The organism is Streptomyces sp. NPDC055400, assembly GCF_053644375.1.
Genome location: NZ_JBSHLM010000010.1, coordinates 125,728 through 140,498, shown reverse-complemented (window position 1 = coordinate 140,498; position 14,771 = coordinate 125,728). Strand labels below are relative to the sequence as shown.

The window sequence follows — 14,771 nt, the reverse complement described above, 5'->3', positions numbered from 1 at the left end:
CCGTCCGACAGGAGCCGACCCCCATGCCCCGCCTCGCTCTGTACGCCCTGGTCGTCTGCGTCCTCTCCACGGCCGCGGCCGTGGTCGCCTTCGTGCAGGGCAGCCTGCTCGGCATCGTCTGGGTCCTGCTCGCGGGCCTCACCTCGAACATGGCCTGGTACTACGTGCGCCGGGCCAGGGCCGAGGAGAAGCAGGCGGTCGCGCCTACTGCGTGACGACGGGAATCTCAGGGGTGCCCTGCCAGAAGCGGTAGAACTGCTGGCCCCAGTCCGCGTCCCAGCGGTTGACGCCGAGGGAGTGCAGGATCGAGTAGATCGCGTCGAAGAACACGTGGTTCACCTCCGGGATCCACAGGATCCCGAAGACGGCGAGCAGCCCGAACGGAGCGAACGGCTCCACCTGCCTCCGGAAGCTCTGGGACAGCCACGGCTCGATGACGCCGTAGCCGTCCAGACCGGGGATCGGCAAGAAGTTCAGGATCGCCGCGGTCACCTGGAGCAGGGCCAGGAAGCCGAGCGCGTAGCGGAACGTGTCCGGCACTCCGTTCAGCGCGTCCAGCCAGAACGGCGCCGTGCACACGACGGCGAACAGGACGTTGGTCAGCGGGCCCGCCGCCGAGATGAGGCTGTGCCGCCAGCGGCCCCGGATCCGGCCCCGCTCGATGAAGACGGCACCGCCGGGCAGACCGATCCCGCCCATGATCACGAAGATGACGGGCAGCACGATGCTGAGCAGGGCGTGTGTGTACTTCAGCGGGTTCAGGGTCAGATAGCCCTTCGCGCCGATGGAGATGTCGCCGCTGTGCAGGGCGGTGCGCGCGTGGGCGTACTCGTGCAGACAGAGCGAGACGATCCAGGCGCCCGTCACGAACAGGAAGACGGCGACGCCGGGCTGCGCGGCGAAGTCCGTCCACACCGCCCAGCCGGTGACGGCGGTGACGGCGGCGATGCCGAGGAAGACGGGGCTGATCCTGCGATCGCTGCGACGGGTGGCTGCGGTGGTCATGGGGGAGGGCTCCCGGGGTGCGTGCGGCCTGGTGCGGTGCTGGGGCGACGGGCTGACCGTACCGGTGGTGCGGTGTGTGGGGAACGTACCGGGGCAGGCCACAGGTTCCGCGACACCGGCGAAACGCGCCGGTTGCCCTTGCCCTGACGGGTGTCTGCCCGCCGCCGGAACACCTGCTGCACAACCCGGGATCGCCCTCCCGCCGAAACCCGGGCGCGGGCCGGCGGCCGGTTTGGGGACAATGGGCCGGTGCGCTACCGCATTCTCGGCTCCACGCAGGCACTCCGCGACGACGGCACGGCCGTCCCCGTAGGCGGGGCGCGCCTGCGTGCCCTGCTGACCGTGCTCGCGCTGCGCCCCGGCCGCACCGTCCCTCCGCAGGTGCTCACCGACGAGGTCTGGGGCGCCGATCCGCCCGCTGACGCGTCCGGCGCGCTCCAGGCGCTCGTGGGCCGGCTGCGCAGGGCGATCGGCGCCGACGCGGTGCACTCGCTCGACGGCGGCTACCGGCTGTCCGCCACCTCCGAGGACATCGACCTGTTCCGCTTCGAGCGGCTCGTGAGGGACGGCGTACAGGCGCTGGCCGACGGCGACCCCGGCAAGTCGGCGGCCGTCCTCGACGACGCGCTCTCCCTGTGGCGCGGCCCCGCGCTGGCCGATCTGCCGGACCGCTCGGCGCACGCCGCCCGCTGGGAGGCGCTCCACCTCGACGCCCGGCGCACGCGGCTCTCCGCTTCGCTCGCGCTGGGCAGGGCCGAGTCCGTACTGCCCGAACTGACCGCACTGTGCGACGCGCATCCGCTCGACGAGCCGCTCCAGGCGCTGCGGCTGCGCGCCCTGCGCGAGGCGGGCCGCACCGCCGAGGCGCTGGCGGCCTACGAGCGGGTACGGGTCGAGCTCGCGGAGCGGCTGGGAACGGACCCGGGCCCGGAACTGCGCGCACTGCACGCCGACCTGCTGACGCCGCGCGCCCCCGCCCCCGCTCCCGCCGCCTCCGCGGAAAGACCCGCCACCCCGGTCAAGGCACCCGCCCCCACAGGCAACCTCCGCGCCCGGCTCACCTCCTTCGTGGGGCGCGCCGGCGACATCGGGGCGATTCGTGAGGACCTCGGGCGGGTGCGGCTCGTGACGCTGCTCGGGCCCGGCGGCGCCGGAAAGACCCGCCTGTCCCAGGAGACCGCCGAGAGCATGGATCTGCCGGACGGCGTATGGCTGGCCGAGCTCGCGCCCGTCGAGGACCCGGACGCCGTCCCGGAGGCCGTCGTCACGGCGCTCGGGGCCCGCGAGACCGTGCTGCGCGGCGCCGGCGCCGAGGAGCTGCGGGTCGCGTCCGACCGGCACGGCGAGGACCCGCTCGTACGCCTCACCGAACACTGCGCGCACCGCCGCATGCTGCTGATCCTCGACAACTGCGAGCACGTGATCGAGGCCGCCGCCCGCCTCGCCGAGCAGCTGCTCAGCCAGTGCCCCGGTGTGACGGTTCTCGCCACGAGCCGCGAACCCCTGGGCGTGCCGGGCGAGTTGCTGCATCCGGTGGAGCCGCTGCCGGAGCCGTACGCCCTGCGTCTGTTCGGCGAGCGGGGCGCCGCCGTACGGCCCGGGTTCCGGGTCGAGGACGACGAGCGGGCCGCGGCCGAGATCTGCCGGCGCCTCGACGGACTGCCCCTCGCCATCGAGCTCGCCGCCGCCCGGCTGCGGATGCTCACGCCGCGCCAGATCGCCGACCGCCTCGACGACCGCTTCCGCCTGCTCACCTCGGGCGCCCGCACCGTCCTGCCCCGCCAGCAGACGCTGCGCGCCGTCGTCGACTGGTCCTGGGACCTCCTCGACGAGGAGGAGCGGACCGTCCTGCGCCGGCTGTCGGTCTTCAGCGGCGGCTGCGACCTCGCCGCCGCCGAGGCGGTGTGCGGCCCCGGCGCCCTCGACGCGATCGGCTCGCTCGTGGACAAGTCCCTTGTCGTGGCGGCCCCTTGGGACGGCGACGAGGCTGAGCACGAAGACGACGAAGACCACGAAGGCCACGGAGATTTCGGGGACTACGGGGACGGTGCCGAGGGCGGGGGCCGCGACCAGGCCGGCGCCATGCGCTACCGCCTCCTGGAGACCGTCGCCGAGTACGCGGGTGACCGGCTCGACGAGGCCGGTGACCGGGCGGACGCCGAGCGCGCGCACCTCACGTACTACCGCGAACTGGCCCGCACCACCGACCCGCAGCTGCGCGGCCACGGCCAGCGCGCCGCCATCGCCCGCCTGGAACGCGAATACGAGAACCTGCGCACCGCCCTGCGGCACGCCGTCGCCGCGCGGGACGAGCAGGAGACGCTCTTCCTGGTGCTCTCGCTGGCCTGGTTCTGGCAGATGCGCGACCTGCGCCTCGACGCCCGGAACTGGTCGCGCGAGGCCACCGCGCTCGGCCCCGACCCGTTCACCCCGTCCGCCGGCCCCGCGCCCCCGCTCTACGATCGCTGCACGGACGCCCCGCCGCCGCTGGGCCCCGAACTCCTCGTGGAGGCACGGCGCGGGGTGCATCTGCTCCGCCTCGCCTACATGGACATGGAGATGGAGACCTGGCAGACCGAGGAGGGCGGCGCGAAGCTGCGCGCGATCGCGCAGGCGTACCGCCCGGGCCTCCCGCAGACCTGCCGCCCGCCGGGCAACCTCTGGTTCTACGCGGTGATGATGAGCGGCGACATGGAGGCGCTGTGGGACCTCGCCGACGTCACCGTGCGGACCTGCCGCGAACTCGGCTACACCTGGGAGCTCGCCCTCACCCTCCAGCTGCGGGCCAACATCCTCGCCAACCGCAGCGACTGGGCGGGTGACGCGGTCCGGGACGCCGACGAGTCCCTCGAACTGTTCACCCGGCTCGGCGACCGGTGGGGCATCGCCGAGGCGCTGTCCGCGCGCGGCGAGGCCCATGAGCGCCGCGGCGCGTACGCCGCGGCGGCCGAGGACTACGCCGCCGCCGTCGAGGGCGCCGAACGCCTCGGCGCGCAGGCGCAGGTGGCCATCCTGAACGCGCGGCTCGGGCAGGCCCTCATCGAGGGCGGCGACGGCGAGCGCGGCGAGGAACTGCTGCGCGGCATCCTCGACCCCGGCAGGCGCCATACGAACGAGGCCTGGCCCGCCGCCCGCATGTTCCTGGCCGGGCGGTACGGCGCCACCGGCCGCGTCGCCGAGGCACGCGAGCAACTGCGGCTCCTCCAGGACGAGTTCAAGGCGACGAGCTTCGTCGTCTTCCGGGGCTTCGTCGTCGGGATGCACGCCTGGCTCGACTCGGAGGACGGCCTCGCGGAGGAAGCCCTCGCCGCCGCCGTCGAGGCCCTGGAGCTGGCGACCGACCCGCTGGCCCTGGTGATCGCCCCGCACATGCCCGCCATGCACCTGGTGACCGGCGCCCGCGCCCTGAACCTGAGCGGAGACCCGGCCGACGCCCGCGACGCCGCCCGTCTCCTGGGCGCCGCCGACGGACAGCTTCCGTCCCGGCACGTGCGGTCCTACCTGGAGCGCGACGCCCACACGTCCGCCGAGGCCGCGATCCGTGAGGTCATCGGCGACCGCGCGTACGAGGCCGCGTACGCCGAAGGCGGCGACCTGTCTCTCGACGAGGCCGCCGCCCTGCTGCGACGCGAACGCGGGTGAACTGCCTGTCCGGGTGAACGTCAGTTCTTGGTACGGAACTTGTGGATCGCGATCGGAGCCATCACGAGCGTGAGGACCGCGGACCAGATCACCGTCACCCACACGTCGTGCGCCACCGGGCCGCCCACCATCAGGCCGCGCGCGGAGTCCGCGAGCGAGGAGAGCGGGTTGTAGTCGGTGAAGGCCTGGAGCCAGCCCGGCATCGACTGCGTCGGCGCGAAGATCGACGAACCGAACTGCAGCGGCATCAGGACCAGGAAGCCCATGCCCTGCACGGCCTGGGCGCTCTTCATCACGACGCCGAGTACCAGGAAGATCCACATGATGGACGTGCCGAAGAGGGCGGTGAGGCCCACGGCGGCGAACAGGCCGGGCCAGTTCGTGATGTCGAAGCCCACCAGGAGGCCGACGACCATCATGATCGTCGTCGCGATGAGGAGCCGCATCAGCTCCACCACGATCTTGGCGAAGAGGACCGAGCCCTGACCGATCGGCAGGGTCCGGAAACGGTCCATGATGCCGTTCTGGAAGTCCTGGTTGAACCCCGTGCCCACCGCCATGGCGATGTTCATGCTCATCATCGCCATCATGCCCGGGACCACGTACTGCACGTACTGGTCCTGGCCGCCGCCGAGCGCCTGGCCGATGGAGCCGCCGAACACGTACACGAACAGGAGCGTGAAGACGATCGGCATCAGGACCGCGTCGAACATCGACTCCGGGTCCTGGCGGATCCACAGCAGATTGCGGCGGACGAGCGCGCCGGTGTGACGGATGTGGGAGCGCAGGGAGATGCGCGAGTCGGCCTCGAGATTCAGGGGAGGCGTCAGCGTGGTGGCGCTCATACGGCGGCCCCTTCGAGCTCGGAGGTACGGGTGTCGTCCTGCGGGACACTGGCCTTCTGTCCGGTGATGGACAGGAACACCTCGTCCAGACTGGGCAGTTCGGTGGCGATCGAGCCGATCGTGATGCCGCGCGCGGTGACCGCGCCGACCACGGCGGTGAGCTGCTCGTCGCTGAGGATCGGGACCAGGACGGTGCCGGCCTCGGTGTCCACCGTCGACGTGGCGAGGCCCGTGAGGCCCATGTCGTCGAGGGCGGCGGCCAGCGGGCGCAGCTCCAGCGGGTCGGCCGGGCGGATGCGCAGGGTGCGGCCGCCGACCTTCGCCTTGAGCTCGTCGATGGCGCCGCCCGCGATGACCTTCCCGCGGTCGATGACCGTCAGCTCGTTGGCGAGCTGTTCGGCCTCCTCCATGTACTGGGTGGTGAGGAGCACCGTGACGCCGTCGTTGACCATGCGCTTGACCTCGGCCCACACCTCGTTGCGCGTGCGGGGGTCGAGGCCGGTCGTCGGCTCGTCCAGGTAGAGGACGGCCGGGCTGCCGATCATCGACGCGGCGAGGTCGAGCCTGCGGCGCATGCCGCCGGAGTACGTCTTCGCCGGGCGCGTGGCGGCCTCGGTGAGGGAGAACCGCTCCAGGAGCGCGTCGGCGCGGGAGCGGGACTCCTTGCGGGACAGGTCGAGGAGGCGGCCGATCATGTACAGGTTCTCGCGGCCGGAGAGCTTCTCGTCGACCGCGGCGTACTGGCCGGTGAGGCCTATCACGCGGCGCAGCTGCCGGGGCTGCTTCGCCACGTCGTACCCGGCGACGAAGGCCGAGCCCGAGTCGGGGGTGACGAGGGTGGACAGGCAGCGGACGAGCGTGGTCTTGCCGGCGCCGTTCGGACCGAGTACGCCCATGACCGTGCCCTCGTGCACGTCCAGGTCCACGCCGTCCAGCGCCTTGGTCTCGCCGTAGTGCTTGACCAGCCCCCGCACGGTGACGGAGGCCGTCCGGCCGCCGTCGTCACTGTGCGGGGCGTTCTTGTCGATTCGCGTCATGACGTACAAGGTGCCAGGTGCCACCGACAATCCACCGACAGGCGGCCGACAGCCCCGTCTACGGCACCTGCAGAACGGCGACAGACGGGCAGTACCCAAGGGCGGCGGAACGGCAGCAGCCCGCCGACGGGGGAAGATCGGCGAGCCGCTGTGGTGCCACTTTGGTTCAGGTGGTGGTCCGGGTCAGTGGACCGAGTGCTCCTCCTGGGGGAACGTTCCGCCGACCACGTCCTGTGCGAACGCCTTCGCCGCCTCGCCCATGACGCCGCGCAGATCCGCGTACTGCTTCACGAAGCGCGGCATCTTGCCGCCGGTGAGGCCGAGCATGTCGGTCCACACGAGGACCTGGGCGTCGCACTCGGGGCCCGCGCCGATGCCGACGGTCGGGATGTTCAGGGACCGGGTGACCTCGGCGGCCAGCTCGGCCGGGACCAGTTCGAGGACGACGGCGAAGGCGCCGGCGTCCTGGGCGGCCTTGGCGTCACGCAGCAGTCGGTGCGCGTCCTCGTCGCCGCGGCCCTGGACGCGGTACCCCATGGTGTTCACGGACTGCGGGGTGAGGCCCAGGTGGGACATGACCGGGATGCCGGACTGCACGAGCAGCTCGGTCTGGGCCAGCGAGCGCTCGCCGCCCTCCAGCTTCACTGCGCCGACCCCGGCCTCCTTGACCAGGCGCGTCGCGGACCGCAGGGCCTGTACGGGGCCCTCCTGGTACGAGCCGAAGGGGAGGTCGCCGACGATGAGGGCGCGCTTGGTGCCCCGTACGACGGCGGCCGAGAGCATCGTCATCTCGTCGAGGGTGACGGGCACGGTGGTCTCGTACCCGAGGTGACAGTTGCCCGCGGAGTCGCCGACGAGCATGACCGGGATGCCGGCCTCGTCGAAGACGGACGCGGTCATCGCGTCGTACGCCGTGAGCATGGGCCACTTCTCGCCGCGTTCCTTGGCGAGCGTGATGTCGCGCACCGTGATGCGCCGGTTGCTCTTGCCCCCGTACAGCGCCTTGTTGCTGCTGTCGGGGTTGTTCTGGGCAGCCGGAAGCTGCGTCATCGCAACGGCTCCTTCTGTTGTCTCGAGGCGCCCTTACGGCGTCCCCGGATCTCCTCCATGGTGGCACCGCGTGCCGGGGAATGGCTAGGGGGGTGTCCGCCGGTCGGGTCACCCCGCGAGCGGGTCGCCCGTCGGGTTCGTAAAGTCTTCCTAAGGACTTCCAATACGAGACGGTCTCGTATCGAAACTGCCCTAGGGTGAGTCCCATGACGACTCCTGCCGTTCCCGAATCGCCGCGCATACCGGAGGCTGTGCACCGCCGCCGATGGGCGATCCTCGGCGTGCTGATGCTCAGCCTGCTGATCGTTGTGCTCGACAACTCCATCCTGAACGTCGCGATCAAGACGATCTCGACCCCGCCCCCCGTGGGCCTCGGAGCCACGCAGGGCGAGCTGGAGTGGGCGATCAACGCCTACACGCTGGTCTTCGCGGGACTGCTCTTCAGCGCGGGTCTGCTCGGTGACCGGCTCGGGCGCAAGAAGGTGCTCGTCGGCGGCCTCGTCGTCTTCGGCCTCGGCTCCGCGCTGGCCGCCGAGTCCGGCTCGCCGGTCCAGCTCATCATCTTCCGGGCGATCATGGGCATCGGCGCCGCCTTCGTGATGCCCGCGACGCTCGCCGTCCTCATGAACGTCTTCGAGCGCGACGAGCAGCCCAAGGCCATCGGCATCTGGGCGGGCGGCGTCGGCATCGCCATCGCCATCGGCCCCATCACCGGCGGCCTGCTCCTCGACCACTTCTGGTGGGGCTCGGTCTTCCTGGTCAACGTGCCGATCGTGATCATCGCGGTCGTCCTGATGCTGGCCCTCGTGCCGGACTCCCGCGACCCCAACCCGGGCCGTATCGACCTGGTGGGTGTCGCCCTCTCCGTCGTCGGACTCGTGCTGCTCGTCTACGGCATCATCAAGGGCGGCCAGCTCGCCGACTTCGCGGACCCCGTGGTCCTGCTGACCATCGCGGCCGGACTCGTCGTCCTCATCGGCTTCGTCCTGTACGAGAAGCGCAGCGACCACCCGTCCATCGACATCAAGTACTTCAAGAACAAGGTGTTCTCGGCGGCCATCGCCGCCATCGCGCTCGTCTTCTTCGCGCTGATGGGCGTCACCTTCTTCTCGGTCTTCTACACCCAGAGCGTGCGCGGCTACTCGCCGCTGCAGACCGGCCTCCTGATGCTGCCGCTCGCCGCCGCCCAGCTGATCTTCGCGCCGCGCGCCCGGCTCGTCGTCGACCGCTTCGGAGTGCGTGCCACGACGACCGGCGGCCTGGTGATCCTCGCCGCGATGCTCGCCGCGTTCACGATCCTCGACGCGGACACGCCCATCTGGATCCTGGAAGTCATCTTCTTCTTCATGGGTACGGGCATGGCGCACGTCATGACCCCCACCAGCGTCGTCATCATGCAGGCCCTGCCGCGCGAGAAGGCGGGCTCCGCGTCTGCGCTGAGCAACACGTTCCGGCAGGTCGGCGGCGCCCTGGGCATCGCCGTGCTCGGTTCCGTGCTGTCCACCGCGTACCGCAGCGGCATCGAGGACAAGCTGGTCCTGCTGCCCGCCGGACTGCGGCACACGGCGGGCGAGTCCATCGAGGCCACCCTCGGCGTCGCGGCGAAGCTCGGCCCGCGCGGCGACGCGCTGGTCGGCGCGGCCAACGACTCCTTCCTGCACGCCATGCACGTGACCGCCGTGTGCGGGGCCGGTATCGCGCTGGTCAGCGCCGTCGTCACCGTCCTGTTCCTGCCGGGGCGCCCGCCGCGGACCACGGCCGAGGAGAGCAAGGAGGAGACCGTCGGGGCGGGTCGCTGACCTGCACCCGTCGTGGCAGGCCGGTGACCGGCTGAGACAATCGCTGGTACGCAAGGCTGCGGGAGAGGCGGAGAGGCGGAGTGGTCGTGGACGTGGATGCGGGGCGCGCGGTGCGGGGGCGCCCGCGCAGCGAGGCCGTCGAGCGGGCCATCGTCGAGAGCGTCCTCAAGCTGATCGAGGACGGCGTCCCGCTCACCGACCTGTCCATCGAGCGGATCGCCCGCACCGCCGGCGTCGGCAAGGCGACCATCTACCGGCGCTGGTCCGGCAAGGAGGAGCTCTTCGTCGAGGTCCTGCGCATCATGGAGGAGCCCGAGCCCGAGCTGCCGGGCACCTCCCTGCGCGACGACCTGATCAGCCTCCTGGAGCACCTGCGCAGGCGCGGCGTCTCCCTGCGCTCCTCGGCCCTGCTGCACAACGTCTTCGCGCAGATGAAGAGCCTGCCGAAGCTGTGGGACGCGTACCACGACACCGTGATCGAGCCGCGCCGCCGCGTCATGTACGACGTGCTGCGGCGCGGCGTCGAGAACGGTGAGCTGCGCGCCGACGTCGACATAGACCTCATCAACGACTTCATCGTCGGGCCGATGCTGCTGCGCACGATCATCCGGCCCGACGCGCCGCTCGCCGACGACCTCTCCGAGCGGATCGTCGACTGCGCGCTCGCCGGGTTGCGGCCACAGGACTGAAGCTGCGGGGCCACCGGACTGAATATGCGCGTTTCGTCACAGAGGCCTCATGCGTGCCGCCGACGCGGAACCCCGGGTGCCGCTGTGCTCGTCCTCGTGCCCGTACGGCCGTCGTGGACGGCGAGGAGGGCGCCGATCATCCCCTAGGGTTTCAGGGCGAGGTCGGTGTGCACGGCAGGGCAGTGAGGCGACGACGGTATGGCGCAGGGGTTCAGGACGGAAACGGGTGGCGGCGGCTCGGGGCACCGGCCTTCCAGAGACCCGCTGCGCGGCCTGACCGGCGGGTGGCGCGGTGACCGGGGGATCTGGCGCCGCGGGGTGGTCCTCGCGGTACTGGCCGTTCTGGTCGCGCTCGTCATGCTCTTCCACGCGCAGATCCCCAACACCCTCGGAAACCTGGGCTCCCTCACCGAGACCTTCCTTCCCTGGCTCGGCGTGTTCGTGCCCGTCCTGCTCGTCCTGGCCGTCGTACGGAAATCCGCGACGGCCCTGATCGCGGTCCTGGTCCCGGCCGTCGTCTGGCTCAACCTCTTCGGCGGGCTCCTCACCGACAAGACCGCCGGCGGCGGCGACCTGACCGTCGCCACGCACAACGTCAACGCGGAGAACCCCGACCCGACCGGCACCGCCGACGCCATCGCCGCCTCCGGGGCGCAGGTCGTCGCCCTGGAGGAGCTGACGGCCGACGCCGTTCCCGTCTACAAGAAGGCGCTCGCGAAGACGTATCCGTACCACTCCGTCGCCGGCACCGTCGGGCTGTGGAGCAAGTACCCGCTGAGCGGGACGCGGCCCGTCGACATCCAGCTCGGCTGGACGCGCGCCATGCGCACCACCGTCGCCACGCCCCAGGGCGATGTCGCCGTGTTCGTCGCGCACCTGCCCTCGGTCCGGGTCAAGATGCACGCCGGATTCACCGCCAGCCAGCGCGACACCTCCGCCGACGCGCTCGGCGAGGCCATCTCCGACGAGACGCTCGGCAAGGTCATCCTGCTGGGCGACCTCAACGGCACGATGAACGACCGTGCGCTGAACGGCGTGACGTCCCAGATGCGGTCCACGCAGGGTGCCGCCGGCAGTGGGTTCGGGTTCAGCTGGCCGGCCTCGTTCCCCATGGCCCGCATCGACCAGATCATGGTCAAGGGTGTGGAGCCGGTCACGTCGTGGACGCTGCCCGAGACCGGCAGCGATCATCTGCCGATCGCGGCGAAGGTCGACCTCAACCGGTCCTGACGTCGGCGTTCGCTCCCCACACCCATTGTTGACTCGGTGGAAACCAGGGCCTCACCTCACGGAATACTTGGCGCGGGAGAGTTTGTTCCCGACGTAAACTTACGGATTCCCGCGTCTCCCGCCCCTCTTCCCGTGGAAGGTCCCTTTTTCATGCCCCTGGCCCTGCTCGCCCTCGCCGTGGGCGCCTTCGGCATCGGCACCACCGAGTTCGTGATGATGGGCCTCCTGCCCAACGTCGCCGACGATCTGCACATCTCCATCCCCTCCGCCGGCCACCTCGTCTCCGCGTACGCCCTCGGCGTCGTCATCGGGGCCCCGCTCCTCGCCGCCCTCACCGCGCGCATGCCCCGCCGACGCGTCCTCGTCGGGCTCATGGTGCTCTTCGTCGCCGGTAACGCCGTGTCCGCCGCCGCACCCGACTATCACCTGCTCATGGCCGCGCGCTTCGTCAGCGGGCTGCCGCACGGCGCCTTCTTCGGCGTCGGCGCCGTCGTCGCCACCTCGCTCGTCGCGCCCGAGCGCAAGGCCCGCTCGGTGTCCCTGATGTTCCTCGGCCTCACCGTCGCCAACGTCATCGGCGTCCCCATAGCCACGCTCATGGGCCAGCAGCTCGGCTGGCGCGCCACGTTCCTCGCCGTCAGCGCCATCGGGCTCGCCGCGATCACCGTACTCCTGCTCCTCGTCCCCGCCGACCACGGCCACGGCGAGAGCGGCGGGCTGCGCGGTGAGCTCAAGGCACTCGGCTCCCTGCCCGTGTGGCTCTCCCTCGGCACCACCGTCGCCGGGTTCGGCGCGCTCTTCGCCGCGTACAGCTATGTCACGCCGATGCTCACCGGCACCGCCGGGTTCGCCGAGGCGAGCGTCACGCTCCTGCTCGCCCTGTTCGGCGTCGGCGCCACCGCCGGGAATCTGCTCGGCGGGCGGCTTGCCGATCGCTCCCTGCGCGGGACGCTGTTCGGGGGGCTTGTCTCGCTTGTTGTGGTGCTTGCGCTGTTCCCTGTGCTGATGCGGGCCGAGTGGAGTGCCGGGGTCGCCGTTGTGCTGCTCGGTATGGCTGCCTTCACCACCGGGTCCCCGCTTCAGCTCATGGTCATGGAGAAGGCCTCGGCCGCGCCCTCCCTCGCCTCCTCCGCCAACCAGGCCGCCTTCAACCTCGCCAACGCCGGCGGCGCCTGGATCGGCGGGCTCGCCCTCGCCGCCGGGTTCGGGCTCACGTCCCCCGCGGTCGCCGGGGCCGCGCTCGCCGTCCTCGGGATCGGGGTGGCCGGGGTTGCCTACGGGGTCGACCTGCGTCGGTCCCGGGTCGTTGCCCCCTCCGCGACGGCGGGGCACGGGCGCCTCGTGGCCTCGCATCTGCCCGATGCCGTCGATGCCGTTCCTTCGGCTCCGGACGCGGGGGAGCCCACTCGTCGTCGGTGAGGTGACGGGTGGGCTCCGGGGGTTGGGCCTGGGCTTTGGGTTGGGCTTGGGGTTCGGGTTCGGGGCCGGGGCGGTGACCGCTACGCCGACTCCCGCCACCTGTTCGTGATCGGGAGGCGGCGGTCCTTGCCGAAGCCCTTGGCCGAGATCTTCGTGCCCGGCGGGTACTGGCGCCTCTTGTACTCCGCCGTGTCCACCATCCGCAGCGTCCTCGTCACCAGGTCCGCGTCGAACCCGGCCGCCACGATCGCGTCCGCGCCCCTGTCCCGGTCCACATACATCTCCAGGATCGCGTCCAGCACCGGGTAGTCCGGCAGCGAGTCCGTGTCCACCTGGTCCGGGCGCAGCTCCGCGCTCGGCGGCTTCGTGATCGAGTTCTCCGGGATCGGGGCGGTCCGGCCCCGCTCCGCCGCCGCCCGGTTGCGCCACTCGGCCAGCCGGAAGACCGACGTCTTGTACACGTCCTTGATCGGGCCGTACGCGCCGACCGAGTCGCCGTACAGCGTCGAATAGCCCACCGCCAGCTCGGACTTGTTGCCCGGCGCGAGCACGATGTGGCCCTCCTGGTTGGACACCGCCATCAGCATCGTGCCGCGCAGCCTCGACTGGAGGTTCTCCTCCGCGAGGCCCGTCAGGCCCAGCGACGCCATGTACGCGTCGAACATCGGCTCGATCGGCACCGTACGGAAGTTGAGGCCCGTGCGGTCCGCCAGCTCCGCCGCGTCGCCCTGCGAGTGGTCCGAGGAGTACTTCGACGGCATCGCGATGCCGTACACGTTCTGCGCGCCCAGCGCGTCGCACGCGATCGCCGCCGTCAGCGCCGAGTCGATGCCGCCCGACAGGCCGATCAGTACCGAGCGGAAGCCGTTCTTCGCGGCGTAGGCGCGCAGGCCCACGACCAGCGCCGAGTAGACCTCCTCGTCGTCGTCCAGGCGGTCCGCGTAGCCGCCCGTCAGCTCCGGCTCGTACGCCGGGACGTGGTCCTCGGAGATCGTCACGTGGTCGATGCGCAGACCGTCGTCGACCGTTCCCGTCGGGGCCTTCGGCTTCGCCGCCGGGAGGTCCAGGTCCAGGACCACGCACCCCTCCGCGAACTGGGGTGCCCTGGCCACTACTTCGCCCGCCGCGTCCACCACGATCGAGTCGCCGTCGAAGACGAGCTCGTCCTGGCCGCCGATCGTGGCCACGTACGCCAGCGTGCAGCCCGCCTCCTGGGCGCGCTTGCGCACCAGGTCCAGGCGCGTGTCGTCCTTGTTCTGCTCGTACGGCGACGCGTTGATCGAGATCAGGAGGCCGGCGCCGGCGCTTCGGGTGGCCGGGACGCGGCCGCCGTCCTGCCAGAGGTCCTCGCAGATGGCGAGCGCCACGTCGATTCCGTGTACGCGGATCACGGGCATCGTGTCGCCCGGCACGAAGTAGCGGAACTCGTCGAAGACGCCGTAGTTCGGGAGGTGGTGCTTGGCGAACGTCAGGGCTACGCGGCCGTTGTGGAGGACCGCGGCGGCGTTCCGGGGGGCTCCTGCGGGCTGGCCGTACTTCGGCTGGGCCTTCTCTGAGCGGTCCAGATAGCCGACGACCACGGGGAGGTCGCCGTGGCCCTCGTCGGCGAGACGCCTGGCCAGGGCGGTCAGTGACCGGCGGGATGCCTCGACGAAGGACTCGCGCAGGGCGAGGTCCTCCACCGGGTAGCCGGTCAGGACCATCTCGGGGAACGCGACCAGGTGCGCTCCCTGTTCGGCGGAGTGCTTGGTCCAGCGGATGATCGCCTCGGTGTTCCCGGCGAGATCTCCGACGGTCGAGTCGATCTGATTCAGGGCGAGACGTAGTTGAGGCACTCGGTCAGTTTAATCGTCTGACTGACGCGATGTCCTCTCGGACGGGGGAGTGGAGGGGATGGGTCTCGCTCGGTGTTCGGGTGCGCCGTCGTCGCGCCGGGTCTCCTTTCGGGTGCGCCGTCGTTTCGCCGGGTTTGTTGTCGGGTGCGGGGCCGCGGGGGCATGTACGTGCTCGCTGTTCTACGGGTGCATGTCGGCGAGCTGATTGCCTGTACGTGGT

General features: G+C 71.2%; 11 protein-coding genes. 6 read left to right on the top strand and 5 right to left on the bottom strand.

Going from position 1 to position 14,771, the window contains the following annotated elements; translation table 11 throughout:
• Positions 1–23 precede the first annotated feature (23 nt).
• Positions 24–215, top strand: a complete 192-nt coding sequence (locus ACWIGU_RS26060; RefSeq protein ID WP_454404119.1) for a hypothetical protein — start codon at positions 24–26, stop codon at positions 213–215.
• Here the strand turns inward: ACWIGU_RS26060 and ACWIGU_RS26055 are convergent.
• A complete protein-coding gene (locus ACWIGU_RS26055; protein WP_454404118.1) occupies positions 205–1,005 on the bottom strand; it encodes a site-2 protease family protein in 801 nt (266 codons plus the stop codon). The genes ACWIGU_RS26060 and ACWIGU_RS26055 overlap by 11 nt on opposite strands.
• 249 nt (positions 1,006–1,254) lie before the next feature.
• On the opposite strand from ACWIGU_RS26055, the gene ACWIGU_RS26050 reads away from it, so the two are divergent.
• On the top strand, positions 1,255–4,647 hold the full coding sequence (locus tag ACWIGU_RS26050; protein ID WP_454404117.1) for a BTAD domain-containing putative transcriptional regulator: 3,393 nt from the start codon (positions 1,255–1,257) through the stop codon (positions 4,645–4,647).
• A gap of 20 nt (positions 4,648–4,667) precedes the next feature.
• On the opposite strand, the gene ACWIGU_RS26045 is transcribed toward ACWIGU_RS26050, so the two are convergent.
• From ACWIGU_RS26045 to panB, 3 genes are all read right to left on the bottom strand, one after another.
• Positions 4,668–5,492 (bottom strand): ABC transporter permease, encoded by an 825-nt coding sequence (locus tag ACWIGU_RS26045; protein ID WP_454404116.1) that lies wholly within the window; start codon positions 5,490–5,492, stop codon positions 4,668–4,670.
• Complete coding sequence (locus ACWIGU_RS26040) at positions 5,489–6,529, bottom strand: ATP-binding cassette domain-containing protein (protein ID WP_454404115.1); 1,041 nt, start codon at positions 6,527–6,529, stop codon at positions 5,489–5,491. Before ACWIGU_RS26040 ends, ACWIGU_RS26045 begins: the two co-directional genes overlap by 4 nt.
• Before the next feature lie 183 nt (positions 6,530–6,712).
• On the bottom strand, positions 6,713–7,579 hold the full coding sequence (panB, locus tag ACWIGU_RS26035; protein ID WP_454404114.1) for a 3-methyl-2-oxobutanoate hydroxymethyltransferase: 867 nt from the start codon (positions 7,577–7,579) through the stop codon (positions 6,713–6,715).
• A 206-nt stretch (positions 7,580–7,785) separates the two neighbouring features.
• On the opposite strand from panB, the gene ACWIGU_RS26030 reads away from it, so the two are divergent.
• The 4 genes from ACWIGU_RS26030 to ACWIGU_RS26015 all read left to right on the top strand — a co-directional run bounded on the left by ACWIGU_RS26030 (position 7,786) and on the right by ACWIGU_RS26015 (position 12,716).
• Positions 7,786–9,378, top strand: a complete 1,593-nt coding sequence (locus ACWIGU_RS26030; RefSeq protein WP_454404113.1) for an MFS transporter — start codon at positions 7,786–7,788, stop codon at positions 9,376–9,378.
• 86 nt (positions 9,379–9,464) lie between these two features.
• Positions 9,465–10,067: a TetR/AcrR family transcriptional regulator C-terminal ligand-binding domain-containing protein gene (locus tag ACWIGU_RS26025; protein WP_454404112.1), complete on the top strand. Its 603-nt coding sequence runs from the start codon at positions 9,465–9,467 to the stop codon at positions 10,065–10,067.
• A 198-nt stretch (positions 10,068–10,265) separates the two neighbouring features.
• Positions 10,266–11,297 carry an endonuclease/exonuclease/phosphatase family protein gene (locus tag ACWIGU_RS26020; RefSeq protein WP_454404111.1) on the top strand — a complete coding sequence of 344 codons (1,032 nt, stop codon included), beginning with the start codon at positions 10,266–10,268 and terminating at the stop codon, positions 11,295–11,297.
• A gap of 150 nt (positions 11,298–11,447) precedes the next feature.
• Entirely contained in the window at positions 11,448–12,716 is a 1,269-nt protein-coding gene (locus ACWIGU_RS26015) for an MFS transporter (protein WP_454404110.1), read from the top strand.
• A gap of 80 nt (positions 12,717–12,796) precedes the next feature.
• On the opposite strand, the gene ACWIGU_RS26010 is transcribed toward ACWIGU_RS26015, so the two are convergent.
• The gene (locus tag ACWIGU_RS26010; RefSeq protein ID WP_454404109.1) at positions 12,797–14,551 is read right to left on the bottom strand and encodes an NAD+ synthase; all 1,755 of its coding nucleotides are present in this window, start codon (positions 14,549–14,551) and stop codon (positions 12,797–12,799) included.
• Positions 14,552–14,771 lie beyond the last annotated feature (220 nt).

What these genes read in the sequence shown, in the direction of transcription:
- ACWIGU_RS26060 (WP_454404119.1), top strand. Translation starts at nt 24, where the DNA reads ATGCCCCGCCTCGCTCTGTACGCCCTGGTCGTCTGCGTCCTCTCCACG.
- ACWIGU_RS26055 (WP_454404118.1), bottom strand. Translation starts at nt 1,005, where the DNA reads ATGACCACCGCAGCCACCCGTCGCAGCGATCGCAGGATCAGCCCCGTC.
- ACWIGU_RS26045 (WP_454404116.1), bottom strand. Translation starts at nt 5,492, where the DNA reads ATGAGCGCCACCACGCTGACGCCTCCCCTGAATCTCGAGGCCGACTCG.
- ACWIGU_RS26040 (WP_454404115.1), bottom strand. Translation starts at nt 6,529, where the DNA reads ATGACGCGAATCGACAAGAACGCCCCGCACAGTGACGACGGCGGCCGG.
- panB (WP_454404114.1), bottom strand. Translation starts at nt 7,579, where the DNA reads ATGACGCAGCTTCCGGCTGCCCAGAACAACCCCGACAGCAGCAACAAG.
- ACWIGU_RS26030 (WP_454404113.1), top strand. Translation starts at nt 7,786, where the DNA reads ATGACGACTCCTGCCGTTCCCGAATCGCCGCGCATACCGGAGGCTGTG.
- ACWIGU_RS26020 (WP_454404111.1), top strand. Translation starts at nt 10,266, where the DNA reads ATGGCGCAGGGGTTCAGGACGGAAACGGGTGGCGGCGGCTCGGGGCAC.
- ACWIGU_RS26015 (WP_454404110.1), top strand. Translation starts at nt 11,448, where the DNA reads ATGCCCCTGGCCCTGCTCGCCCTCGCCGTGGGCGCCTTCGGCATCGGC.